Consider the following 23,794-nt stretch of genomic DNA (forward strand, 5'->3'; position numbering starts at 1 on the left):
GTGCGAACCCGGTGCGGGGTTCGTTCTGAAACGTAGGCTCGGACTCTTAAGAGACTGCGCTCTGCGGGTGAACGGAAGGTGAACGGGATGCCGACATCCATGCGCAGGTATTGACGTGGGCGCCCGCGATACCGCGGAATCACGCGTCATCCTGCCCCGCCTGTTCACTCACGCGCGCTAAGGTGCCTCGCATGAGCAAGACGACGAAGACGCAGCGCAAGGCGCTCGACGCGATCGACGACGCGGCCGCCGCGGCCAAGCAGGCTCGGAAGGTCGCGAAGACCCTTCCGGGCAAGAACGCGAAGAAGCTGCGCGAGGTCGCCGCCGAGACGTTCGACGACGTCGACGTGTCGAAGAAGGCCCTTCGCAAGAACCCCGGCAAGATCGTCAAGCTCGCGCATCGCGCGGAGGAGCGCGTGCGCAAGGCGACCCGGACGGCGATCGCCAAGGCCGAGAAGAAGGCGCGCCTGCGTGCGGAGGCCGAGCGCGCGGCCGCGGAGGCTGCCAAGGCGGCGGAGGACGCGAAGACGCGTGCGGCCGAGGCCAAGGCGCTGAAGAAGGCGGCTGCGAAGGCGGAGCGCGCGGCGGCGAAGGCTGACGGCGAAGCGCTCGAGGCGGAGCGTGCGCTCGCGCAGCAGTTCAGCGGCGATGATTCGAAGACGGATGCCGCAGCCGCGCCCGCCGGCCGGCGCCAGACTGCCGCCGGGGCTGAGGGTGCCGCCGGCAGCGAGCCCGACGTCGCGCCCGTGAAGCCCGCCGCGTCTGCGGACTCTCCCGACGAGGCGGCCACGCCCGCCGAGTCCGCAGCTCCCGCGAAGACCGCGTCCGCGAAGACCGCGTCCGCGAAGACCGCGTCCGCGAAGACTGCTTCGACCTCGAGGGCCGCGTCGACCTCGAAGTCGCCCGCGAGAGCTGCGGCCGCCGCGAAGAGCCCGGCTCGCGGGAACAGTGCGAAGCCCGCCGCGACCGCCTCCGCGAAGAGCCCGGCGCCCGCGAAGTCCCCTGCTCGCACGACGAGTCCCGCGAAGACCTCGGCCAAGACCGCGGCGCCTGCGAAGCCTGCCGCGGCGGCGAAGGCCTCCGGGAAGACCGCCACTCCCGCGAACACGGCAGCCCCGGCGAAGACGCCCGCCGGCCGGACCACCGCAGCGCCGGCGAAGACCGCCGGCTCCGCGTCACGCCGGCGCCCCGCGTCAGCCGCTGCCGCTCCGGTGGCGCCCGCGGAGCTCCAGGGGCTCACGGTCGCTCAGCTTCGCCAGCGGGCCCGCGCCGCGGGGCACGCGGGCTATTCGCGCCTGTCGAAGGCCGACCTGATCGCCCTGCTGTCCTGACGTGGTCGGCGTCGATTCGCTGCCGGCGGTGCCGGCCACGTTGGATCGCACCGCCGCGGCACCGGCGCCGCGCACGCTGCTGGACATCCTGCGCGCCACGGTGCAGCGCACCCCCGAGGCATCCGCTCTCGACGACGGCTCGGGCGCACTGAGCTATCGCGAGCTCATGGCGCAGGTGAGGACCACCGCCGCGCGACTGCACGAGGCGGGCGTCCGCCGCGGGGACCGCGTCGGGGTGCGCATGCCGTCAGGCTCGAAGGAGCTGTACGTCTCGATCCTCGGAGTGATCGCCGCCGGGGGCGCCTACGTCCCGGTCGACGCCGACGACTCCGAGGAGCGCGCGCGCCTCGTCTTCGGCGAGGCGAAGGTGCGCGGCATCATCTCGGACGGCGGGGTCTACACGCCGGCATCCGATTCGGCGAGCACGGGGGACGGCGGAACCGCTGAGCCGGGATCGCTGTTCGACGGAGACGCCCCGCATCCGAGCACACACGCGCTGGCCGCCGTGCCGCCGCCCACCATCGACGACGACGCCTGGGTCATCTTCACCTCGGGCTCGACGGGCGTCCCCAAGGGCGTCGCCGTCAGCCATCGGTCCGCGGCCGCGTTCGTCGACGCCGAGGCACGGCTGTTCCTGCAGGAGGCGCCGATCGGCCCGGGGGACCGGGTTCTCGCGGGCCTTTCCGTGGCGTTCGACGCGTCCTGCGAGGAGATGTGGCTGGCGTGGCGGCACGGCGCCTGCCTGGTCCCGGCGCCGCGATCGCTCGTGCGATCGGGCGAAGACCTCGCGCCGTGGCTCATCCGCCAGGGGATCACCGTCGTCTCCACGGTGCCGACGCTCGCCGCGATGTGGCCGGCCGACGCCATCGAGAACGTGCGCCTTCTCATCTTCGGCGGCGAGGCGTGCCCGCCGGAGCTCGTCGCGCGACTGGTCGCCGAGGGCCGCGAGGTGTGGAACACCTACGGTCCGACCGAGGCGACGGTCGTCGCCTGCGCCGCGCTCCTCGGCGGCGAGGGACCCGTGCGCATCGGCCTCCCGCTCGACGGGTGGGCGCTCGCAGTCGTAGGCCCGGACGACGTCCAGGTCGCGCCGGGCGAGCTCGGCGAGCTGATCATCGGCGGCGTGGGGCTCGCCCGCTATCTCGATCCTGTCAAGGACGCCCAGAAGTACGCGCCGATGCCGACGCTGGGGTGGGACCGCGCCTATCGCTCCGGCGACCTCGTGCGCTACGAGCCCGAGGGCCTCGTCTTCCAGGGCCGCGCCGACGATCAGGTCAAGGTCGGCGGACGCCGGATCGAGCTCGGCGAGGTCGAGAACGCGCTGCAGGAGCTGCCCGGAGTGACCGCCGCCAGCGCGGCCGTGCGCTCCAGCGACGCCGGGGTGCCGATCCTCGTGGGGTACATCGTCGTCGACGGCGAGCTCGACCGCGCCGCGGCCCGCACGCACCTCGCCGAGCGCCTGCCCGCCGGAGTGATGCCGCTCCTCGCGGTCGTGCCGGACCTTCCGGTCCGCACATCCGGCAAGGTCGACCGCGCGGCGCTGCCGTGGCCGCTGCCCGACGTGGATGTGCCGCGGACCGACCTCAGCCCCGATGAGGCCTGGCTCGCCGAGCAGTGGCAGGCCGTGCTGGGGCTCGCCGTCCCCGACCGCAAGGCCGACTTCTTCGATCTCGGGGGCGGCTCGCTCGCCGCCGCCCAGCTCGTGTCGCGCATCCGGGCGCGCGTTCCCGACTTCTCGGTGGCCGACATCTACGACGTCCCACGGCTGGGAGCCATGGCCAAGGCGCTCCAGCCGTTCCTCTCGCGCGAGGAGGTGAGCGGGTTCCGGATGCCGGAGCCCACTCCGCGCTCGACGCAGTGGGCGCAGTCCCTCCTGGGTGCGCCGCTGTTCATCCTCTCCGGGGTGCGGTGGCTCCTCTACATCCTCACCGCGGGGGCGATCCTCCAGCTGTTCCCCGGATTCGAGGCGCTTCCCAGCGCACCCTGGTGGGCACTGATCCTCGGCCTCGTGCTGTTCGCGACCCCGTTCGGCCGCATGGCCATCGCCGCGGTGTCCGCTCGCCTTCTTCTCGCGGGGCTCCGTCCGGGGGACTACCCCCGCGGCGGCTCGATCCACCTGCGGCTCTGGCTCGCCGAGCAGATCTCCGATCAGGTCGACGCCGTGGGCCTGGCCGGCGCGCCCTGGGTCACCTACTACGCGCGCGCGCTCGGTGCCCGGATCGGCGCCGATGTCGACATGCACACGCTCCCGCCCATCACGGGCATGCTCAAGGTGGGCGACCGCGCGTCGATCGAGCCCGAGGTCGACCTCAGCGGTTACTGGATCGACGGCGACCTCGTCCGCATCGGAGAGGTCCGCATCGGTTCGGACGCCACCGTCGGGACGCGCAGCACGCTGGCACCCGGCACCCGAATCGGTCAGCGGTCCGAGATCGCACCGGGGTCGGCGGTGTTCGGCCGCGTGCGCGCGGACCAATCGTGGGCCGGGTCTCCCGCCGTCCGCGTCGGGGGGACGGCGGAGGGCTGGCCGGCCGAGCGCCCGCCGGCTTCGCAGCGCTGGCTGTGGGCCTACGCGGCGTCCGCCGTCGCGCTCGGGCTCCTGCCCGTCGTCAGCTTCGCGGCCGGCGGCGTCGTGCTGGCCCTGGGTATGCGCGGTGCGCCCGACCTGGGCGGCGCGCTCGCCGCCTCCTTCCTGTGGCTCGTGCCCGCGGTGCTCGTGGCCGGCCTCGTCTACGCCGGAACGGTGGTCGTGGGCGTGCGGCTCCTGTCGCTCGGGCTCCGGGAGGGAACGCATCCCGTCCGCAGCCGCGTCGGCTGGCAGGCGTGGACGACGGAGCGGCTCCTGGACTCCGCCCGGACGGTCCTGTTCCCGCTGTACTCGAGCCTGTTCACCCCGGTGTGGCTGCGCATCCTCGGCGCGCGCGTCGGGCGCGATGTCGAGGCATCCACCGTCCTCCTGATCCCCGCGATGACCCGCATCGAGGACGGCGCGTTCCTCGCGGACGACACCATGGTCGGCTCGTACGAGATGCGCGGCGGCTGGCTGCGGCTCGGCGAGGTGCGGATCGGCAAGCGGGCCTTCCTCGGAAACTCCGGCATGGCCTCGCCCGGACACACCGTCCCGCGCGACGGGCTCGTCGCGGTGCTCTCGGCGGCGCCGGTGAAGGCCAAGCCCGGGTCGTCGTGGCTCGGTTCGCCGGCGGCGCGGCTGCGCCGGCAGCCCAACGAGGGGGACGGCAGCCGCACGTACGACCCGCCCGCTTCGCTGCGCATCGCGAGGACGCTGTGGGAGCTGTGCCGCTTCATCCCGGTGGTGCTCACGTGCGCCGTCGGACTGCTGGTGCTGTTCACGCTCGCCGCACTCGTGCAGACCGTCGGACCGTGGTTCGCGCTCCTGCTGTCGGGATTCGTGCTGCTCGCGGCCGGTGCGCTGGCGGCGGGCATCTCGACAGTGGCGAAGTGGCTCTTCGTCGGACGGATCCGCGCCGGTGAGCAGCCGCTGTGGTCGAGCTTCGTGTGGCGCACGGAGGTGTCCGACACCTTCACCGAGATGCTCGCGGCACCGTGGTTCGCGCGTGCCGCTGCGGGCACGCCCGCCCTCGCGATGTGGCTGCGCAGCCTCGGCGCGCGCGTCGGCCGCGGCGTGTGGTGCGACAGCTACTGGCTCCCCGAGCCCGATCTCGTCACGCTCGGCGACGCGTCGACGGTGAACCGGGGGTGCGTCGTGCAGACCCACCTTTTCCATGATCGAATCATGAGCATGGACACCGTCGAACTCGAACCCGGTGCGACGCTCGGCCCGCACAGCGTGATCCTCCCCGCCGCATCGATCGGAGCGCACGCGACCGTGGGCCCCGCGTCCCTGGTGATGCGCGGTGAGAGCGTGTCCGTCGGCTCCCGTTGGAGCGGAAACCCGATCGGCCCCTGGCACGCCGTGAAGGTCCGCGCCTACCAGTCGACGTCGTGATCGGTCCCGACCCGTATACGCCACGCAGCGGCGACGGCTCCTACGACGTCGTGTCGTACGACCTCGACCTCCGCTACCGCGTGCGCACGAATCGCCTCGAGGGGCGCGCGATCGTCAACGCGGTGGCGGCCGAACGGGTGCGCAGCATCCGGCTCGATCTGGTCGGGCTCCGCGTCTCGCGCGTGCGGGTCGACGGCGACGCGCGTACGAGATTCCAGCAGGATGCCTCGTCTCTGCGTGTCACGCTGCCACGGCCGCTCGCCGCCGGCGAGGAGTTCTCGGTCGACGTGCGGTACGCGGGCGCACCCAGACCGCGACGGTCGACGTGGGGCACGATCGGGTGGGAGGAGCTGGAGGACGGAGCGCTCGTCGCCTCGCAGCCGATCGGCGCGCCGACCTGGTTCCCGTGCAACGACCGCCCCGACGATCGCGCGCGGTTCCGAATCGCGGTGACCACCGAGGACGAGTACGCCGTCGCGGCGACCGGGGTGCCGCGGGCGCCGGTGCGCTCCGGAGGGCTCGCGCGATGGGAGTTCCTCTCGGAGGTGCCGACCGCGACGTACCTGGCTGCCGTGCACGTGGGTCCGTACCGCGAAACCGCGCTCGGCGACGTGCGGCTGTTCGCCCCGGCTGCTCTGCTGCCGGCCGCCCGGGCCTGGTTCGCCGACGTCCCCCGCATCCGCGCCTGCTTCGAGTCCGCCTTCGGGCCGTACCCTCAGGAGCACTGCACCGTGGTCGTCACGCCGGATCCGCTCGAGATCCCGCTCGAGGCGCAGGGGCTGGTGGTCTTCGGAGCCAACCACCTCGTGCCGGAGGCCTCGCGATTGGTTCCGCACGAGATCGCCCACCAGTGGTTCGGCAACAGCGTCGGCCTCGAGAGGTGGAGCGACATCTGGCTGAACGAGGGCTTCGCGTGCTTCGCGGAATGGGTGTGGTCGGAGGCGTCCGGCGGCGCCGACATCGCGACGCTCGCCGAGGCGCACCATGCCCGGCTGCAGGCGCTGCCACAGGACCTGGTCATCTCCGACCCCGGTCCTCGGCGCATGTTCGACGACCGCGTCTACAAGCGGGGAGCTCTCACGCTCGAGGCGCTCCGCCGCACCGTCGGCCGCGATGTGTTCGGCGAGCTCCTGCGCACGTGGGTCCGCACGCACCGGCACTCGCTCGTGACCACCGCCGCCTTCCGCGAGTGCGTCGAGAGCGTATGCGGCCCCGCGGGGCTCGCGCTCGTCGGCCCGTGGCTGGACTCGCCGGTCCTGCCTTCGCTGCCGCCGCGCACTCCGTGATCCGCGCGGGCGACGCGCTTTCTCCCTGGTCCCTGCGGCCACGCCGGTCGGCGACCGGCAGGCAAGACGTCAGCGTGCTCGGTCGGTGCGTCCGCCCCGCGGCTGCACGGCCACGCTGACCAGCACGCCGCCCGGGCCCGCGGCATCCGATCCGTCGTAGACCCCTTCGTCGGGCACGACGGCCGTCCAGCCCCCGGCATCCGCCATGACGGCGACCGATCGAGGATCGACGCGCAGGCCGCGGCCGTCCGCCTTCAGAACGGACTCGACCCGCACCCAGTCCCGGACCGTCGCGTCGTCGTCCTCGAGGAGTCCGGCCATACCGGCGGCGTCACGGCGCGAATCGACCTCGAGCTCGGCGTCGACGCCCAGCGCCCCGGCATCGCCCGTCGCCGCGACCGCGGCGATCGTCCAGGAGCCGGCATAGGTCACGCTCGCGAGGAACGGGGCACCCCGCACGACCACCGGGCCGTGCGGTCCGCCGCAGCGTGGACAGGTGTTGTCGAGCTCCGCGCCGGCCGGCAGCATCTGTGCGAGCAGGCGCCAGGCATGATCGCGGCGGGGTTCGGCCGGCGGCACCTCCGCCCATGCGAGGCGCACCTCCGTCGACCCGACGCGCACGCGCGACGTCGCCCGGTGCATCAGACCTTCGGGGCGTGCGTCTCGATCGTGACGATGCCCGACCCCGGATTCTCGACCGAGAGATGCACCACCGAGAACGCCGCCGGCTCGAGCGCCGAGGCGCTGCCGAGATACGACCCGCGCAGCGTCCCGGTCGCCAGCGCGAGCTCGCTCAGGATGTCGGGCAGCACCGGTCCGTGGCTGCACAGCACGGCGGGCATCCGGGCCCGCACGCGCTCCCCGATGACGGTGCGCGCGTCGGACTTGCCGTCCTCCCAGGCGTCCTGGCTGATGAGCTTGCTCATCTCAATCTGCCGTCCGAGGGCGGCAGACAGCGGTGCGACCGTCTTCACGCACCGGGTGGCGGGACTCGAGACGATCCGGCGGACACCGAACGCGAGCAGGGGGCCGACGATCGAGCTCGCCTGCTTGCGCCCGCGCGGAGCGAGCGGGCGCGCGGCATCCTTCCCCTCCCAGTCCTCGCGGGAGACGGCCTTGCCGTGTCGCAGCACCACGATCGGGAAGGTCCGCAGCACGCTCTCGTCGATGAGGCGGAGGAAGTTCTCCATGATCTCGGTGTCGACGGGGTAGCTGAGCCGCTTCATCGCCTTCTTGGGCGAGACCCACTCGAGAGCGGCGATCTCCTTGTTGGGCACGAACGCCGACGAGCGGATGGCGGCATCGGTCGCCTCGGCCGCCCAGTAGTGCACGATCTTCGTGCGCTTGCTCGGCAGACGGTACCGCGACACCCCGACGGGGACGCCGAGCGAGACGCGGATGCCGGTCTCTTCGTGGATCTCGCGCACCGCGGTCTCGGCGAGCATCTCGCCGGGATCGACCTTGCCCTTGGGGAGCGTGACGTCGCGGTACTTCGTGCGGTGGATCAGCAGCACACGGAGCTTGCCCTCCACGACGCGCCAGACGACGCCCCCGGCCGCGTAGACCGCGGTCTCGGTCATCGCACCGCCCGTGCCCGCCGGCGGCGCTGCACGTTGGTCATGGTCCGGTCTTGGAGGTCCACGAGCGGCTTGCCGTCTTCGCCGAGGTTGTGACGCACCCACTCGCCCTCGGGCCCGAGGTGCCATGAGCTCGTCGTGTCGCTCATCGACAGCGTGAACAGGTCGTTCAGCTCCTTGATGTGCGCGGGGGAGGACACCCGTACCAGCGCCTCGACGCGGCGGTCGAGGTTGCGGTGCATCATGTCGGCGCTGCCGATGTAGACGATCGGGTCGCCGTCGTTGTGGAAGGCGAAGATGCGCGAGTGCTCGAGGTAGCGGCCGAGGATGGAGCGCACCGTGATGTTCTCGCTCATCCCCTCGACGCCGGGCTTGAGCGAGCAGATGCCGCGGACGCAGATCTCGACCTTCACGCCGGCCTGGCTGGCCCGGTACAGCGCGTCGATGATCTGCTCGTCGACCATCGAGTTGACCTTGATGCGCACGCTCGCGGGCTTGCCGGCCAGCGCGTTGCGGCGCTCCTTGTCGATCAGGCGGAGCAGGCCCTTGCGCAGGTGCAGGGGAGCGACGAGCAGGCGCTTGAACTTCTTCTCGATCGCGTAGCCGCTCAGCTCGTTGAACAGGCGGGTGAGGTCGCGGCCCACCTGGTCGTCGGCGGTGAACAGGCCGAAGTCCTCGTAGATGCGGCTCGTCTTCGGGTTGTAGTTGCCCGTGCCGACGTGGCTGTAGCTGCGCAGCACGCCGTTCTCCTCACGGATGACGAGGGCCAGCTTGCAGTGCGTCTTGAGGCCGACCAGGCCGTACACGACGTGCACGCCCGCCTTCTCGAGCTTGCGCGCCCACACGATGTTGTTCGCCTCGTCGAAGCGCGCCTTGATCTCGACGAGCGCGAGCACCTGCTTGCCCGCCTCAGCCGCGTCGATGAGGGCCTCCACGATCGGGCTGTCGCCCGAGGTGCGGTACAGCGTCTGCTTGATGGCGAGCACGTGCGGGTCCTTCGCGGCCTGCTCGAGGAACGCCTGCACGCTCGTCGCGAACGACTCGTACGGGTGGTGCACCAGCACGTCGCCCTTGCGGATCGACGCGAAGATGTCGGGCCGCTCGTTGTTGTCGCCCGGCTGGAACGCCAGTGCCGTCGTGGGCAGGTGCGGCTTGTAGTGCAGGTCGGGCCGATCGATGCGCGACAGGTCGAACAGGCCTCGCAGGTCGAGCGGGCCAGGAAGGCGGTAGACCTCCTGCTCGGTGATGTCGAGCTCCCGGATGAGGAGGTCGAGTGTCACGTCGTCCATGTCGTCGGTGATCTCGAGGCGGATGGGCGGGCCGAAGCGGCGCCGCAGCAGCTCGGCCTCGAGCGCCTGGATGAGGTTCTCGGTCTCGTCCTCCTCGATCACGACGTCCTCGTTGCGCGTCAGGCGGAAGGCGTGGTGGTCGAGCACCTCCATTCCGGGGAACAGGTCGTCCAGGTGGTTGGAGATCAGCTCCTCGAGCGGGAGGTAGCGCACGGTGCCGTCGACCGGCGGCAGCTCGACGAAGCGGGGGAGCATGGGCGGAACCTTGAGGCGCGCGAACTCCTGGCGACCCGTGCGGGCGCTGCGGATGCGGATCGCGAGGTTCAGCGACAGGCCCGAGATGTACGGGAACGGGTGGGCGGGATCTACCGCGAGCGGCATCAGCACCGGGAAGACCTGTGCCTGGAAGTAGTCGTACAGCTGAGCGCGCTCGTCGTCGTCGAGCGTGTCGTACGAGACGACCTCGATGCCGGCCTCGGCCATCGCGGGCTTGACGAGCGAGGTCCAGGCTTCAGCGTGACGCAGCTGCAGCCGGTGCGCCTCGGCCGAGATGTCGGCCAGCGCGTCCGCAGCCGATCGGCCGACGTTGGTGGGCACGGCGAGGCCGGTCACGATGCGGCGCTTGAGCCCGGCCACGCGGACCATGAAGAACTCGTCGAGGTTGCTCGCGAAGATCGCCAGGAAGTTGGCACGCTCGAGCGTGGGCAGGTTCGGATCTTCGGCGAGCTCGAGCACGCGCTGGTTGAAGGCGAGCCAGCTGAGCTCGCGATCCAGATAGCGATGGTCGGGCAGCTGCGAGTCGAAGACCTCGGAGAGGTCGAAGTCGTCGTCGTCCGCATCGCCCAGGCCGGCGTCGAGCACCTCGGGTTCGATCATCCCCTCATCATTGCAGGGTCGCGTGACGAGAGTGTGAACGAGACGGATGCCGTTGACACGGCGCTCGCTATGCGTCAGTGCGCTCGCGCGGGGCCGGTTCGGGCTCGTCCTCGTACACGTTGAAGCGATAGCCGACGTTGCGGACCGTGCCGATCAGCTGCTCCATGTCGCCGAGCTTGGCGCGCAGGCGTCGCACGTGCACGTCGACGGTGCGGGTGCCGCCGAAGTAGTCGTATCCCCACACCTCGCTGAGCAGCTGCTCCCGCGTGAACACGCGCGACGGGTGGGTGGCGAAGAAGTGCAGGAGCTGGAACTCCTTATAGGTGAGGTCCAGCGGGCGGCCGTGCACCTTCGCCGAATACGACGATTCGTCGATCGTGATGCCCGAGGTCTGGATGCGGGTCGAGACCTGCTCGGCGGACTGCCGTCCGACGGCCAGACGGATGCGGGCGTCGACCTCTGCGGGGCCGGCGGTGAAGAGGATGACGTCGTCGATGCCCCAGTCGGGGGAGACGGCGGTCAGTCCTCCCTCCGTCACGATGAGCAGGAGCGGCGCGTCCAGTCCCGTCGTGTTGAGGATCTTGCACAGCGACTTCGCGCCGACCAGGTCGACGCGGGCATCGACGAAGATGATGTCGGCGCTGGGGGCGTTGACCAGCTGGGCGGGTTCGGCGGGGATCTGGCGCACGCGGTGGCTCAGCAGTTCGAGCGAGGGCAGGACGGGACCGCCTCCGTGGGTGGAACTGAGAACCAGGAGCTGTGCCAATGGATCGCCTTCCCGGCGCGTGGGGGCGCGCCGCGAACCCCAGTGTAGGGCGTGGGGGACAGGCAGTCGGTTCGCGTGACGTCCGCGCGCGGCCATGACAGCGGGTGCGGCGCGGGAGCCGATGGGGGAAGATGGGACGCGTGGCCGTGCCAGAACTCGCCCCGCGTCGCACTTTCGGCGGCATCGTCGCCGTGTGGGTGCTCGCGGCGCTGATCGCGATCGTGGTCGGTGTCTTCGCGACGCCGGACTGGCGTGCGGCGTGGCTGGGCGTCGGATTGGGCGGATGCCTCATCGCGGCGTTCGCGGTGCAGCTCTGGTCCGGCCGTTCGCAGGGTTTCACCGAGCGGGTCGCGGCGAGCGTGCTCGGCGCGGCGCTGGTGATGGGCGTCATCAGCCTCGGTTTCGGACTCGCCTCGCTCGTTCCCGGCTAGCGCCGCGCGGCGCAGGCGACGGCTCCTCGACTAGACTGGCTGCATGGATCTCGTCGCGCTCGAACTGTTCTTCGTGGGCCTGCTCGGTCTGGCGTCGCTCGCGATCGTCTTCGTCTCGGGGGCCGTCGTCTGGAACCTCTACCGCGGCCAGCGCTGACCGGACGCGTCGTGCTCGACATCCCGACCGACCTTCCTTCGGAGCTCGTCCCGCTCTCGTGGCTCATCGGCGTCTGGGAGGGCACGGGCGTCATCGACTACGGCGACGGCGCCTACACGGGCGAGTTCACGCATCGCGTCAGCTTCAGCCATGACGGCGGCGGCTATCTGAACTACTCCGCCGACGCGTGGCTGCACGACGCCGACGACTCCGCCCAGCGCACGCGCCTGGTCGCCGAGCTCGGCTACTGGCGGCTCGCGATCCCGGCGACCGACGGCGATGCCGGGCCCGGGCTCCTTCCCCCGATCGCGGCGCCCGTCGCGCGCAGCGCGGACGACATCGAGCTGCTACGCAACGCCGACGGAGGCTTCGACCTCGAGGCGGTGCTCGTGCACGCCGACGGCGTGAGCGAGCTCTACCTCGGGCAGATCAAGGGCCCCCGCATCGACATCGCGACAGACGCGGTCGTACGGCCCGCCGGCGCGAAGTCATACGCCGCCGCGACGCGCATGTACGGACTCGTCGACGGCCACCTGCTGTGGGCGTGGGACATCGCCGCACTCGGCTACGAGCTGGCCGCCCATGCCTCCGCACGTCTTGCGCGGGTGGAGTGATGACTGACGCCTTCGCCGCCGTTCCGGGCGCAGTGGTCGATGAGACGGGTCTGCAGCACGTCGGCAACCCGCTGGTCGAGCAGCGCCGGCTCGCCTCCGGCGCCGCCATCGCTCCCCGTGCCGATCGCGCCGTCATCGCCGTGCCGGGCGAGGACCGCCTGACCTGGCTGGACTCGCTGTCGTCGCAGGCCCTCTCCCGTCTCGCGCCGGGCGTGGGCACGGAGCTGCTGATCCTCGATCCGCAAGGACACGTCGAGCACGCGGCATCCGTCGTCGACGACGGCGAGACGACCTGGCTCATCGCCGATCGCGCTGACGCCGCTGGCCTCTACGACTGGCTTCGCAAGATGCGCTTCCGCCTGCGCGTGGACCCGCGCATCGCCGACGAGGAGTACGCCGTCGTCGGCGGCACGGCCGCTGCGCTCGAGAAGGTGTCGCCGGCCGCGCCCTCCGGGATGCCGCTGGTGTGGCAGGACCCGTGGCCGGATGTGACGCCAGGTGGCCATGCCTACGCCGTCGTCGACCCGCACCCGGGTGCCGAGCGCGACTGGGCCGAGGCCATCGTCACGCGCGACGAGGAGCGGCGGATCGCGGATGCCGCCACCCGCGGCGACCTCGAGCTCGCCGGACTGACCGCGGTCGAGGCCCTGCGCGTGGCGGCGTGGCGGCCGCGGTGGGCGGCGGACGTCGACGAGCGCGTGCTTCCGCACGAGCTGGATTGGCTGCGCACGGCCGTGCACCTCGACAAGGGCTGCTACCGCGGCCAGGAGACCATCGCCAAGGTCCACAATCTCGGCCACCCTCCGCGGCGACTGGTGGCGCTTCAGCTCGACGGCTCGGGCAGCGTGCTGCCCGAGCACGGCGCGCCGGTGCGTCTCGGCGACACCGAGGTGGGGATCGTGACCTCGGCGGCGCTCCACTACGAGGAGGGTCCGATCGCGCTGGCCGTGCTGCGCCGCACGACCCCGGTCGACGGCGCGCTGACGGTCGACACCGCGGACGGCCCGGTCGCGGCGGCGCAAGAGGTCGTGGTGCCCCCTGACGCCGGGGCGACGGCGAACGTCCCCCGCATCACTCGGCTGTCGCGCCGCGCGGCGGCGCAATAGGAGCGGCGGCGGTGAGCGGCGACGGCGACACCGCCGCGGTCACCCAGGTCGTGCCGACCGGCTGGCGCGCCCGCCTGGACCTGCGCCCGCAGCTGTCGCGTACGCGCGGTTCGGCCATCGCGATCCTGCAGATCACCGTCGCGGCCACCGCGGCGTGGGCGTTCGCGCACTATGTGGTCGGGCATCCGGCGCCGCTGCTGGCAGCGACGGTGACGATCTCGAGCCTCGGATTGGTGCGCGATGCGCGACCTCGCCGCGTGCTCGAGACCGTGGTGGGCATGCTCGTCGGCATCCTCGTCGCCGAGGGGTTCGTCGTGGTCGTCGGCCCCGGTTGGTGGCAGCTGGCGCTCGCCCTGGGCGTCACGCTGCTGGTCGCCCGCTTCCTGTCGCCTTACCCGCCCTTCGCGATCATGGCGGGGATCCAGGCGTCGATCGTGATGTCGCTGCCCGCGACGCAGCCCTTCGTCCGCCTGATCGACGGCATCATCGGCGGTGTCGCCGCCCTCGTGGTGACCGCGCTCATCCCGCGCAATCCGCGCCGCGAGGAGGCGCGCGACGGGCACGCCGTGTTCGCCGAGGCGGACGCCGCGGCCCGCACGATCGTGCAGGCGCTGCGTCGCGGCGACGCGATACGTGCGGCGCGCGGGCTCGACAAGGCGCGCGCGATCGGGCCGCGCATCGACGAATGGCGAGCCTCGCTGGACTCGGGGCTGGCGGTCGCCGGCTTCTCGCCGTGGCTCCGCCCGCAGCGCGCCGAGCTGCGCCGCCATCACGCCGTGCTGCAGTCCATGGACTTCGCCACGCGCAATCTGCGCGTGGTGGCGCGCCGCGCCGTGTACCTCTGCGACGACGGGCAGCGCCGGCCGGTGCCCGCCGAGCTCCTCGCCGAGCTCATGCGGGCCGCAGCCCTGGTGGGCGACAGCCTCGACGACATCGCGCTGCAGCCGGCGGCCCGCGAGGCGGTCCGCGCGGTGGCGGTGCGACTGGATCCGGCGCAGATCCTTCCTGACGGCTCGCAGGGCGAGCAGAACCTCATCACGGCGCTGCGGCCCCTCGCGGTGGATCTGCTCACCGCGACCGGCATGCCCTCGGCCGAGGCCCGCGCGGTGCTTCCCCGCGTGTAGGCGGCGCTACCGCGGCGCGACGGCCTCCCACGGCACCGTGACCTCGCCCAGCCGCCACCGCGACCGCTCGAGCACGGGCCACCCGCCGGCGACGAGGGCCGACAGCGCCGTGCGCCACCGATGGACCGGGCCGAACGGCGAGACGCTCGCGGCGCGCTCCCACTCGGTGTCGAGGGCACCCAGGAACGCGTGGACCCGCTCGCCGGGGACGTTGTGATGGATGAGGGCCTTGGGGAGCCGCTCTGCGGCGACGGACGGATGCTGCAGCCCGGCGAGCCGCAGCGACACCGTGAGCGTGCGGGGCGCGGCATCCGTCCCCATCGCGACCCACGTCGCGATCCGGCCGATCTCATCGCACGTGCCCTCGACGAGGAGACCCTCCGGAGCAAGGCGCGCGGCCATGCTCGCCCAGGCGCCGGCGACCTCGGCCTCGTCGTACTGCCGCAGCACGTTGAAGGCCCGGACGACCGCGGCCCGCCGTCCGTCGGGCACGGGCACCTCGAAGCCGCCGCGGGCGAACGACACCGCCGCATCCGGGGCGAACGTCGTTCCGCCCGCTCTCACGAGGTCCAGCTGGGCGCGGGCGCGCGCGACGCGGGCCGGATCGATCTCCAGACCCAGCACCTCGACGTCGGGTCGCGCTCGCGCGAGACGCGCATACAGCTCGAGGGCGGTGACGCCGCTCGCGCCGTAGCCGAGATCCACCACGAGCGGGTCGGCCGCGCGCCGCAGAGCCGGGTGCCGCGCGATCCACCGGTCCACGCGCCGCAGCCGGTTCGTCCCCGTGGTGCCGCGCGTGATCTGCCCCACGGGTCCGCGCGCCATCCCCCCATGATGCCAGCCGGTCGCCCTGCCCCGGCCGACACGTCGCCGGGAGCGGCACCCCTGCGCCGATATCATGGGGCGCATGACCGCGCCCTATACGCTGATCCTCCTCCGACACGGCCAGAGCGAGTGGAACAAGACCAACCAGTTCACCGGCTGGGTCGACGTCCGTCTCACCGAACAGGGCAAGGCCGAGGCCCAGCGCGGCGGCGAGCTGCTCGCCGAGTCGGGGATCCTCCCCGACGTGCTGCACACGTCCGTGCTCAGCCGTGCCATCCAGACCGCCGACATCGCCCTGGACGCCGCGGACCGCCTGTGGATCCCGGTGAAGCGCTCGTGGCGCCTCAACGAGCGCCACTACGGCGCGCTGCAGGGCAAGGACAAGGCCCAGACGCTCGAGGAGTTCGGCAACGAGCAGTTCATGCTGTGGCGTCGCTCGTTCGACGTGCCGCCGCCGCCGCTGCCGGCCGACGACCAGTACAGCCAGGTCGGCGACCCGCGCTACGTGGGCATCGACGGCGAGGTGCCCGACACCGAGTCGCTCAAGATCGTCATCGACCGCATGCTGCCGTACTGGCACAGCGACATCGTCCCCGACCTCAAGGCGGGCAAGACGGTGCTCGTCACCGCGCACGGCAACTCGCTGCGCGGACTGGTGAAGCACCTCGACGGCATCAGCGACGCCGACATCGCCGAGCTCAACATCCCCACCGGCATCCCGCTGGTCTACCGCCTCGACGAGGACCTCAAGCCGATCGGCGAGGGGGAGTACCTCGACCCCGAGGCCGCCGCCGCCGGCGCAGCCGCGGTCGCGAACCAGGGCAAGGCCTGACGGACAGCACAGAAGAGCGGATGCCTCCCCCCGAGGCATCCGCTCTTCTCATTCGCACGTCGCCCGATCCCACGAGCGTGCGCCGTGCAGGCTGCTAGGCCGTGGGTGCGACGACGTCGATCGTGTCGGTGCTGGTCGTCCAGTCGCCGGTCGAGAGATAGGCGACCTTCTTGGCGACCGACACCGCGTGGTCGCCGAAGCGCTCGTGGTAGCGGCTGGCGAGCGTCGCGTCGACGGTGGCGGACGGGTCGCCCTGCCAGCTGTCGCTGAGGACCTTCTCGAACACCGACACGTGCAGCTCGTCGAGCTTGTCGTCGGCGTTGCGGATCTCGTCGATGAGGTCGCCGTCCTGCGTGCGCAGCAGCTCAGTGAGCTGGCGAGCGGCTTCGACGTCGAGCTCGCCCATCTTGAGGAATGTCGACTTCAGGCCCTTGGGGATGGCCCGCTCGGGGAAGCGCATACGGGTGAGCTGAGCGATGTGCTCGGCGATGTCGCCCATGCGCTCGAGCGACGCGCTCATGCGCAGGGCGCTCACGACGATGCGCAGGTCGCGGGCGACCGGCTGCTGACGAGCGAGGATCTCGATCGCGAGCTCGTCGAGCTCGACCGCCTTCTCGTCGATGACCGCGTCGGCCTCGATGACCTCCTCCGCCAGCGAGACGTCGCTCGTGCCGAACGCACGCGTCGCCTTGTCGATGGCGACGGTAACGAGCTCGGCGATCTCGACGAGTCGCCCCTGCACGTCCTCGAGGGACTGGTGGAAGACTTCGCGCATTCGGGTGCACCTTTCCTGTTTTCGGGGAGGCTTCGCCTGCGCCCCGGCGATTGTCGCCAGGGAAGGTTAACGGATGGTGCCGCCGTGGTGAACAGTACCGGGCGCCTGCATCGCCCCGGCGGATCCGGTCCGATCGGCCGGTCGGCGTGCCCGTACGCTGGTGACATGGACACGACGCAGCTCGCGCTGCTCGCCCTCCTCGCGGGGATCTTCATCGGTGGTTCGATCTCCGCCGTCGTCGTCGCGGCGATGCGGGCGCGCGATCGCGCGCACGCCTCCATGTCGGTCGAGATCCCCGACGGCGTGCGCGGCGTCCTCCACGGCATGGACGACGCGGCGCTGGTGGTCGACGCGTCCTTCACGGTGCTGGCGGCATCGTCGGCGGCCGCCGCGTTCGACCTCATCGAGGGCGGCACGCTGCCGACCGACGAGCTGCGCACCCTCGCCCGCCGCGTCCGCACGAGCGACTCCGTGGTGACCGAGACGAGCGCGACCGAGACGATGCGGCTGCGCCGCGGCGCGCCGCCGGCCGAGCCCCGGCTGGTCGCCGTGCGTGCGTCCCGCATCTCGCCGCGCCTGACGCTCCTGGTCCTCCGCGACATCACCGAGCGGGAGCGCGTCGAGGAGATGCGCCGCGACTTCGTCGCCAACACCAGTCACGAGCTGAAGACGCCGGTCGGCGCGGTGAGCCTTCTCGCCGAAGCGATCGAGTCCGCCGCCGACGACCCGCCGCAGGTGCGGATCTTCGCCACGCGCCTGCAGGCCGAGGCCTCCCGCCTCGCCCTCCTGACGGCGCGCATCATGAACCTCTCGCGTCTCCAGGCGTCCGACGAGCTGCCCCAGCAGGACGTGTCGGTCGACGAGGTCGTCGCCTCCGCGCTGGACGCGCACGCGATCCAGGCGGACTCGGCCGGCGTCGAGGTCACGCGCGGGGGTTCGCGCGGCCTCTACGTGCACGGCGACGCCCAGGTGCTGAGCGAGGCCGTGGGCAATCTCATCGCGAACGCCATCGCGTACTCGCCGCGCGGCTCGGGCGTCGGCGTCGGCGTGAGGGCGGCCGACCGCATCGTCGAGATCACCATCACCGATCGCGGGATCGGCATCGCCGAGGGCGAGCAGGATCGCGTGTTCGAGCGCTTCTACCGCTCCGACCCCGCCCGCGCGCGCCGCACCGGCGGCAGCGGCCTCGGCCTGTCGATCGTCAAGCATGCGGTGCAGCGCCACGGCGGCGAGGTGCGACTGTGGTCGCGGCCCGGCCGCGGCTCGACCTTCACGATCCGGCTCCCGCAGATCGATGCGCCCGAGATCGACGCCGCGCCCAAGCGCGGGCGCAAGAAGAAGCGCGCGTCCGCCACCGTCGACACGGCCGCGGCCGGGTCCGCCGTCGCCGCCGCGCCGGCCCCGTCGGGCGCGCGGGGACGGGCGGGGAAGGGCGCCGCCGTGGCGCCGAAGGACTCCGTGGCGCCGAAGGCCTCAGCAGCCCCGAAGGCCTCTGCAACCCCGAAGGCCTCCGTGACGCCGAAGGACTCCGTGGCTCCGAAGGACTCCGTGGCGACGAAGGCCTCAGCAGCCCCGAAGGCCTCCGCAGCGTCCAAGCCGCGGGCCACCCGCGCGAAGTCGGGCCCTGCCGCGAGCGACGCGGCGCCGGCCACTCATCCCGAGTCGACCGTCGCGCAGGCCCAGACCATGCCGGTCAACGAGACCGTGCCCGCCGCGCGCCCGGAAGCGGCTCCGGTCGCGATCGAGACCGGGCCGCGGGCCGGCGAGGCCCGGCAGGCTGCGCCGATCGCTGCTGCGCCCGCCGCACCCGAGGCCGAGCGCTCCGCGCCGGACGCGGAGCGCACCTCGGCGGCAGCCGCCCAGGTTGCCGCTGTGCGGAAGACCCGTACGCCCCGGTCTCCGGCCCCAACGTCCGCCGATCCCGCTGTCAAGAAGCCCGCTCCCGTGCCGAATGGAGACACCGCATGACCCGCGTCCTGATCGTCGAGGACGAGCCAGACCTCGCCGACCCGCTCGCCTACCTCTTGCGTCGTGAGGGCTATGAGGTGGAGATCGCGGAAGACGGTCCGACCGCGCTCCTGGCGTTCCGTGAGCGCGGAGCCGACATCGTGCTGCTCGACCTGATGCTCCCCGGGATGCCGGGCACCGAGGTGTGCCGCCAGATCCGTGCGACCTCGGCGGTCCCGATCATCATGCTGACCGCGAAGGACTCCGAGGTCGACATCGTGGTGGGGCTGGAGCTGGGCGCCGACGACTACGTCACGAAGCCCTACTCGGCTCGCGAGCTCCTGGCCCGCATGCGGGCGGTGCTCCGCCGCTTCTCGCAGATCGACGCCGACCTGGAGGACCGGGTTCTCGAGGGCGGTCGTGTGGTGCTCGACATCGACCGGCACACCGTGGCGGTCGAAGGCGGCGAGATCAACATGCCGCTCAAGGAATTCGAACTCCTCGAAGTGCTGATGCGCAACGCCGGCCGGGTCCTGACCAGGGGCCAGCTCATCGACCGGGTGTGGGGGAGCGACTACTTCGGCGACACCAAGACGCTCGACGTGCACATCAAGCGCATCCGCTCGCGCATCGAGCGGAACCCCGGCTCGCCCGAGATGCTCGTCACCGTGCGGGGACTGGGCTACCGGTTCGAGGGCTGACCGCTCGTACCGGTTCGAGGGCTGACCGCTCGCGACCCCGCCTCACGCCGAAGAGGGCGCCCCACCGGGGGCGCCCTCTTTCGGTCGTGCGATCGCGCTCAGGGCGCGAGCGGAGCGAGATAGTCCAGGGAGCCGTCGAGGACCGGCACCGATGCCAGTTCGCCCTCGGCATCGCCGGACTGGAAGAACGCCGTGATGTCGGTGCCGGGAAGGGCGTCGAGATCCTCGATGAGGATCGGCTCCTCCTCGTCGGTGCCGGGGCTCACCGTGGTGCCGGCGGGAACCCGCACCGTCAGCGACGGGCCGCCTTCGCCGAACTCGATGTTGAGCGTCTGCGACTCGTCGGTCTCGTTGATCAGCGCGGCGACGAAGTTGCCCTCCGAGCCGTCCTCGTTGGCGACGATCTGCGCGTTGCGCACCTGCACGGGACCCGAGTCGTAGACGTTGGTGCCCTCGGCCGCCGAGTACTCGATCGTGGTCGCCTGCGGGGAGATCATGCTGCAGCCCGTGGCGGCGAGGACGAGCGCTCCGCCCATGGCCAGCGACGCGATCAGCCGACGGCTCCTCGGAGCGCGTGCCGCCGCGGAACGTCCCTGCGAAGAATCGCTGCGGCGGTGTATCGAGATCACGGATCCTCCAAAGACGGATGACGGTTCTCCAGCATTCTAGGGGCTCGCCCTGGGCGTCGCGGAGCACCGCCCGCGGCGATGCCGCGCGGGCGATGAGACGGCCGCGCGTCGGAGGGCGGAGAACCTTAGCGTATTTCTCCTGTGGTATCCTGGAGGTTGCCGAAAGGACATAACTCCATGCTTTTTGAGGTTGGCGAGACGGTCGTCTACCCCCACCACGGGGCGGCTACGATCATCGAGGTCAAAGACCGGATCATCAAGGGCGAGACGAAGAAGTACCTGAAGCTCAACGTCACGCAGGGTGATCTCATCATCGAAGTCCCCGCAGAGAACGTCGACCTGGTCGGCGTACGCGATGTCATCGGCAAGGAGGGCCTCGACAAGGTCTTCGAGGTGTTGCGCGCTCCCTTCACAGAGGAGCCGACCAACTGGTCGCGCCGCTACAAGGCGAACCTCGAGAAGCTCGCCTCCGGTGACGTCATCAAGGTCAGCGAGGTCGTCCGCGACCTCTGGCGCCGCGATCAGGACCGCGGCCTCTCGGCCGGAGAGAAGCGGATGCTCGCCAAGGCGAAGCAGATCCTGATCTCCGAGCTCGCCCTCGCCGAGAAGACCGACGAAGAGAAGGCGAGCGTCCTCCTCGACGAGGTCCTCGCGAGCTGAGACTCTTTCAGAACGGCGCCCTGCGGGGCGCCGTTCTGCTGTGTGCCCCGGCTTCGCGCCGTGCACGCGAGGGTTCGCACCGCGCCCGGCGCCCGGCGCCGATCGCGGTAGCGTGATCCGGTGAGCATCACTCCCGTGCCCCGTGTCGGCATCGTCGTCGTGGCAGCCGGTTCCGGCACACGGCTGGGCGCCGGCGGCCCGAAGGCCTTCGTGGGGATCGACGGGCACAGCATCCTCCGCCACGCGCTGGTGGGGGTGTTCGCCGCTCCCGTCGCCCAGGTCGTCATCGTCGCGCCGGCCGGTCGTGAGGGCGACGCGCTGAGCGAGGCGCTGGCCGCGGCGGGCACCCGCCGCGATCTCGTATCGGTCGTCGCGGGCGGCGACACCCGCCAGGCGTCCGTGGCCGCGGGACTGGATGCGCTGTGGGCCGACGTGGAGGTCGTGCTCGTGCACGATGCCGCGCGGTCGCTGACGCCGCCCGAGGTCTTCGAGCGGGTCATCGCGGCGATCGACGGCGGCGCCTCCGGCGCGATTCCCGTGCTGCCCGTCATCGACACCATCAAGCGCGTCTCCGGAGCCGAGATCGTCGCCGCCGTCGACCGTTCCGAGCTGGCAGCGGCCCAGACCCCGCAGGGCTTCCGGCGCGACGTGCTCGATGCGGCATATGCGGCTGCCGCCCGGGACTTCACCGACGACGCCGCCCTGGTCGCCGAAGCGGGTCACGCGGTGGCGGCGGTGGCGGGGCATCCGCTCTCCTTCAAGATCACGACCGCGGCCGACCTCGAACGAGCCCGCCACCTGGTCGCCGCGCCGCTGGCTCACACGGCCGCCCACCTCGAGCACGCGCCGGTGGTTCCGCGGGTCGGCATCGGGACGGACGTCCACGCGTTCGGCGGCGAGGGCACGTTGTGGCTCGCCGGACTCGAATGGCCCGGAGAGACGCCGCTGTCGGGGCACTCCGACGGCGATGCCGTCGCCCACGCCATCGTGGATGCGCTGCTGGCCGCCGCCGGCCTCGGCGACATCGGCACGCACTTCGGCACGGACCATCCCGAATACGCCGGGGCACACGCCGACGCGTTCCTCACCCGCACCGTCGCCCTTCTCGGGGAGGCCGGCTGGCGTGTCGGCAACGTCTCGGTGCAGGTCCAGGCGAACCGGCCCCGGTTCGCGGCGCGCCGCCAGGAGGCCGAGCGGGCGCTGTCGGCGGCGCTCGGCGGCGCGGCCGTGTCGGTCTCGGCGACCACGACCGACGGCCTGGGCTTCACGGGGCACGGTGAGGGCGTGTCCGCCTTCGCGGTGGCGGTGGTCGTCCCCGCGTGACCGCCCAAACCGGCGGATGGGCGGGCGCGTCAGAGCGAGCGCGTCATGAACACCGAGAACGGGTCGAGCACGTAGTCCTCGAAGGGCCCGCACACCGCGAACCCCTCGCTCTCGTAGAGTCGCTGCGCGGGGGCGAAGTCGGCGGTGGTGCCCGTCTCGAGCCACAGGCTCGACATGCCGCGCCGGCGCGCGTCCTCCACGATGTGTCGCAGCAGCGCCCGTCCGACCCCCGAGCCCCGGAACCGGTGGTCCACGCGCATCGACTTGATCTCGCCGCGGTCGCCGTCCAGAGCCTTGAGCGCCCCGACTCCCGCGAGCTCGCCGTCGACCCACGCCGACCACACCGTCAGCGACGGGTGCCGGAGCGCCTCGAGGCCGAGTGCGTGCACGCTCTCGGGAGGGGAGGTGTCGTGCATGCCGGCGAGGTGAAGGGCGATGAGGCCACGGGTGGCCTCGCCGCTCAGGTCGTCGGTGCGGATCTCGATGGTGCGCTGCATGTCGGGCCCAGTGTGGCACGCGCGGATTGCGGCGGTGTTTCGGCGGATCAGGCCTCGACGGCGTAAGGCACCGGATCGCGCGGAGTGCGCGAACCCCATGCCAGGAGTGCGAGCCCGGCCGCGAGCACGATGAGCCCCACGACCGCCAGCGCCGAAAGCCGCTCGCCGAGCACGACGATGCCGAGCACGCTCGCGGTGAGCGGCTCACCGAGCGTGAGTGTGGCGGCGGTGGCGGCGGTCAGCCCGCTGAGCCCCCACGTGAACAGCACGTAGGCGATCGAGATGGTCGCCAGTCCGAGCCACAGCGCCATGACCAGGCCCGGCGTCGTGCTCAGCCACGAGAGATCGACGAACGGCAGCGCGAACGCGCAGATCGCCGCCGAGCTCGCCCCCATGGCGCCGACGACGGTGAACGGATCCCAGCCGTCGTCGAGCAGACGCCGCTGGGCGTTGGCGATCACGGCGAACGAGGCGCCGGCGCCGACGGAGCCGAGGAGACCGACCGGGTCGGTGCCGCCGCCCGCGCCCGCCTCGCCGCCGAATCCCAGCAGCACCACACCGATCGTCGCGAGCGCGGTGGCGGCCATCCACGTCGGGGTCGGCATCCGTCGCGTCAGCGCCCATTCCAGCAGGCCCGCGAGGATCGGCGCGGAGCCGAGCGCGACCACCGTGCCGACCGCGACGCCGTTGCGGCCGGTGCCGAGGAAGAAGAGCGGCTGGTACACAGAGATGCAGACGCCGGTGAGGACCATCAATGCGAGGGGACGGATGCCGCCCCGCGAGGGACTGAGCGAGCGGAGGGTCGGCGCGCCCGGGCGAGGGTGACGGCGGGCGTGGCGCGCGGCCAGCGCGAACGCGATGACCGCGAGCCCCGTTCCGCCCAGGACCATGCGCATGACGCCGATCGAGAGCGGCGTGGTGCCGTCGGGCCCGAGCGCTTGCGATGTTCCGGTGGTGCCGAAGAGCACGGCGGCGGCGAGGACGGCGAGCACGTGCACCATCCGTTTATACCGAAGTCGGCGCAGCACCGCGGCGTGGTACCGCCCGCCTTTCCCAGGGCCGGGGCGAGCCCCGCCGGTAG

General features: G+C 71.9%; 21 protein-coding genes. 12 read left to right on the forward strand and 9 right to left on the reverse strand.

Features of this window, described 5'->3' with window-relative positions; translation table 11 throughout:
* Positions 1-191 precede the first annotated feature (191 nt).
* From IM767_RS09640 to IM767_RS09650, 3 genes are read left to right on the forward strand one after another with little or no spacing between them, the layout of a single operon-like run.
* The gene (locus tag IM767_RS09640) at positions 192-1,331 is read left to right on the forward strand and encodes a hypothetical protein (protein WP_162564262.1); all 1,140 of its coding nucleotides are present in this window, start codon (positions 192-194) and stop codon (positions 1,329-1,331) included.
* Position 1,332: 1 nt separating this feature from the next.
* Positions 1,333-5,298, forward strand: a complete 3,966-nt coding sequence (locus IM767_RS09645; protein ID WP_422613773.1) for a Pls/PosA family non-ribosomal peptide synthetase — start codon at positions 1,333-1,335, stop codon at positions 5,296-5,298.
* Positions 5,295-6,584 carry a M1 family metallopeptidase gene (locus IM767_RS09650; protein WP_109210158.1) on the forward strand — a complete coding sequence of 430 codons (1,290 nt, stop codon included), beginning with the start codon at positions 5,295-5,297 and terminating at the stop codon, positions 6,582-6,584. Before IM767_RS09645 ends, IM767_RS09650 begins: the two co-directional genes overlap by 4 nt.
* A gap of 69 nt (positions 6,585-6,653) precedes the next feature.
* Here the strand turns inward: IM767_RS09650 and IM767_RS09655 are convergent, their stop codons facing one another.
* The 4 genes from IM767_RS09655 to IM767_RS09670 all read right to left on the reverse strand — a co-directional run bounded on the left by IM767_RS09655 (position 6,654) and on the right by IM767_RS09670 (position 11,092).
* On the reverse strand, positions 6,654-7,226 hold the full coding sequence (locus tag IM767_RS09655; protein ID WP_109210159.1) for a 4'-phosphopantetheinyl transferase family protein: 573 nt from the start codon (positions 7,224-7,226) through the stop codon (positions 6,654-6,656).
* Positions 7,226-8,164, reverse strand: coding sequence for an NUDIX hydrolase (locus IM767_RS09660; RefSeq protein WP_109210160.1), 939 nt, complete (start codon positions 8,162-8,164; stop codon positions 7,226-7,228). Before IM767_RS09660 ends, IM767_RS09655 begins: the two co-directional genes overlap by 1 nt.
* On the reverse strand, positions 8,161-10,326 hold the full coding sequence (locus IM767_RS09665) for an RNA degradosome polyphosphate kinase (RefSeq protein ID WP_194398852.1): 2,166 nt from the start codon (positions 10,324-10,326) through the stop codon (positions 8,161-8,163). The genes IM767_RS09660 and IM767_RS09665 overlap by 4 nt, the downstream gene beginning before the upstream one ends.
* Before the next feature lie 67 nt (positions 10,327-10,393).
* Entirely contained in the window at positions 10,394-11,092 is a 699-nt protein-coding gene (locus tag IM767_RS09670) for a response regulator transcription factor (RefSeq protein WP_109210162.1), read from the reverse strand.
* A gap of 140 nt (positions 11,093-11,232) precedes the next feature.
* Here IM767_RS09670 and IM767_RS09675 point away from each other — a divergent pair, with 140 nt between their 5' ends.
* From IM767_RS09675 to IM767_RS09690, 4 genes are all read left to right on the forward strand, one after another.
* Positions 11,233-11,523, forward strand: coding sequence for a hypothetical protein (locus tag IM767_RS09675; protein ID WP_109210363.1), 291 nt, complete (start codon positions 11,233-11,235; stop codon positions 11,521-11,523).
* Between the two features lie 168 nt (positions 11,524-11,691).
* Entirely contained in the window at positions 11,692-12,294 is a 603-nt protein-coding gene (locus IM767_RS09680) for a heme-binding beta-barrel domain-containing protein (protein ID WP_109210163.1), read from the forward strand.
* Positions 12,294-13,400 carry a CAF17-like 4Fe-4S cluster assembly/insertion protein YgfZ gene (gene ygfZ, locus IM767_RS09685; RefSeq protein ID WP_109210164.1) on the forward strand — a complete coding sequence of 369 codons (1,107 nt, stop codon included), beginning with the start codon at positions 12,294-12,296 and terminating at the stop codon, positions 13,398-13,400. Before IM767_RS09680 ends, ygfZ begins: the two co-directional genes overlap by 1 nt.
* An 11-nt stretch (positions 13,401-13,411) precedes the next feature.
* Positions 13,412-14,524 carry an FUSC family protein gene (locus IM767_RS09690; RefSeq protein WP_162564263.1) on the forward strand — a complete coding sequence of 371 codons (1,113 nt, stop codon included), beginning with the start codon at positions 13,412-13,414 and terminating at the stop codon, positions 14,522-14,524.
* A 6-nt stretch (positions 14,525-14,530) separates the two neighbouring features.
* Here the strand turns inward: IM767_RS09690 and IM767_RS09695 are convergent, their stop codons facing one another.
* Positions 14,531-15,349: a class I SAM-dependent methyltransferase gene (locus tag IM767_RS09695; protein WP_109210165.1), complete on the reverse strand. Its 819-nt coding sequence runs from the start codon at positions 15,347-15,349 to the stop codon at positions 14,531-14,533.
* Positions 15,350-15,431: 82 nt separating this feature from the next.
* Between IM767_RS09695 and IM767_RS09700 the strand changes: the two genes are divergently transcribed.
* Positions 15,432-16,181 (forward strand): phosphoglyceromutase, encoded by a 750-nt coding sequence (locus IM767_RS09700; protein ID WP_109210166.1) that lies wholly within the window; start codon positions 15,432-15,434, stop codon positions 16,179-16,181.
* Between the two features lie 94 nt (positions 16,182-16,275).
* Here the strand turns inward: IM767_RS09700 and phoU are convergent, their stop codons facing one another.
* Positions 16,276-16,956, reverse strand: a complete 681-nt coding sequence (gene phoU, locus IM767_RS09705; RefSeq protein ID WP_109210167.1) for a phosphate signaling complex protein PhoU — start codon at positions 16,954-16,956, stop codon at positions 16,276-16,278.
* Between the two features lie 165 nt (positions 16,957-17,121).
* Between phoU and IM767_RS09710 the strand changes: the two genes are divergently transcribed.
* Both IM767_RS09710 and IM767_RS09715 read left to right on the forward strand, forming a co-directional pair.
* Positions 17,122-18,924: a sensor histidine kinase gene (locus IM767_RS09710; protein WP_339327393.1), complete on the forward strand. Its 1,803-nt coding sequence runs from the start codon at positions 17,122-17,124 to the stop codon at positions 18,922-18,924.
* Complete coding sequence (locus IM767_RS09715) at positions 18,921-19,604, forward strand: response regulator transcription factor (RefSeq protein WP_109210168.1); 684 nt, start codon at positions 18,921-18,923, stop codon at positions 19,602-19,604. The genes IM767_RS09710 and IM767_RS09715 overlap by 4 nt, the downstream gene beginning before the upstream one ends.
* A 98-nt stretch (positions 19,605-19,702) precedes the next feature.
* On the opposite strand, the gene IM767_RS09720 is transcribed toward IM767_RS09715, so the two are convergent.
* Complete coding sequence (locus IM767_RS09720; RefSeq protein ID WP_109210169.1) at positions 19,703-20,140, reverse strand: DNA modification methylase; 438 nt, start codon at positions 20,138-20,140, stop codon at positions 19,703-19,705.
* A gap of 270 nt (positions 20,141-20,410) precedes the next feature.
* Here IM767_RS09720 and IM767_RS09725 point away from each other — a divergent pair, with 270 nt between their 5' ends.
* Entirely contained in the window at positions 20,411-20,893 is a 483-nt protein-coding gene (locus tag IM767_RS09725) for a CarD family transcriptional regulator (RefSeq protein ID WP_045298114.1), read from the forward strand.
* Positions 20,894-21,013: 120 nt separating this feature from the next.
* Positions 21,014-22,216, forward strand: coding sequence for a 2-C-methyl-D-erythritol 4-phosphate cytidylyltransferase (gene ispD, locus IM767_RS09730; protein ID WP_109210170.1), 1,203 nt, complete (start codon positions 21,014-21,016; stop codon positions 22,214-22,216).
* A 29-nt stretch (positions 22,217-22,245) separates the two neighbouring features.
* On the opposite strand, the gene IM767_RS09735 is transcribed toward ispD, so the two are convergent.
* On the reverse strand, positions 22,246-22,713 hold the full coding sequence (locus tag IM767_RS09735) for a GNAT family N-acetyltransferase (RefSeq protein ID WP_109210171.1): 468 nt from the start codon (positions 22,711-22,713) through the stop codon (positions 22,246-22,248).
* 47 nt (positions 22,714-22,760) lie between these two features.
* Positions 22,761-23,741 carry a DMT family transporter gene (locus IM767_RS09740; protein ID WP_239453268.1) on the reverse strand — a complete coding sequence of 327 codons (981 nt, stop codon included), beginning with the start codon at positions 23,739-23,741 and terminating at the stop codon, positions 22,761-22,763.
* Positions 23,742-23,794: the final 53 nt, after the last annotated feature.

The organism is Microbacterium ureisolvens (genome assembly GCF_015278315.1).
Taxonomy (GTDB): Bacteria; Actinomycetota; Actinomycetes; order Actinomycetales; family Microbacteriaceae; genus Microbacterium; species Microbacterium ureisolvens.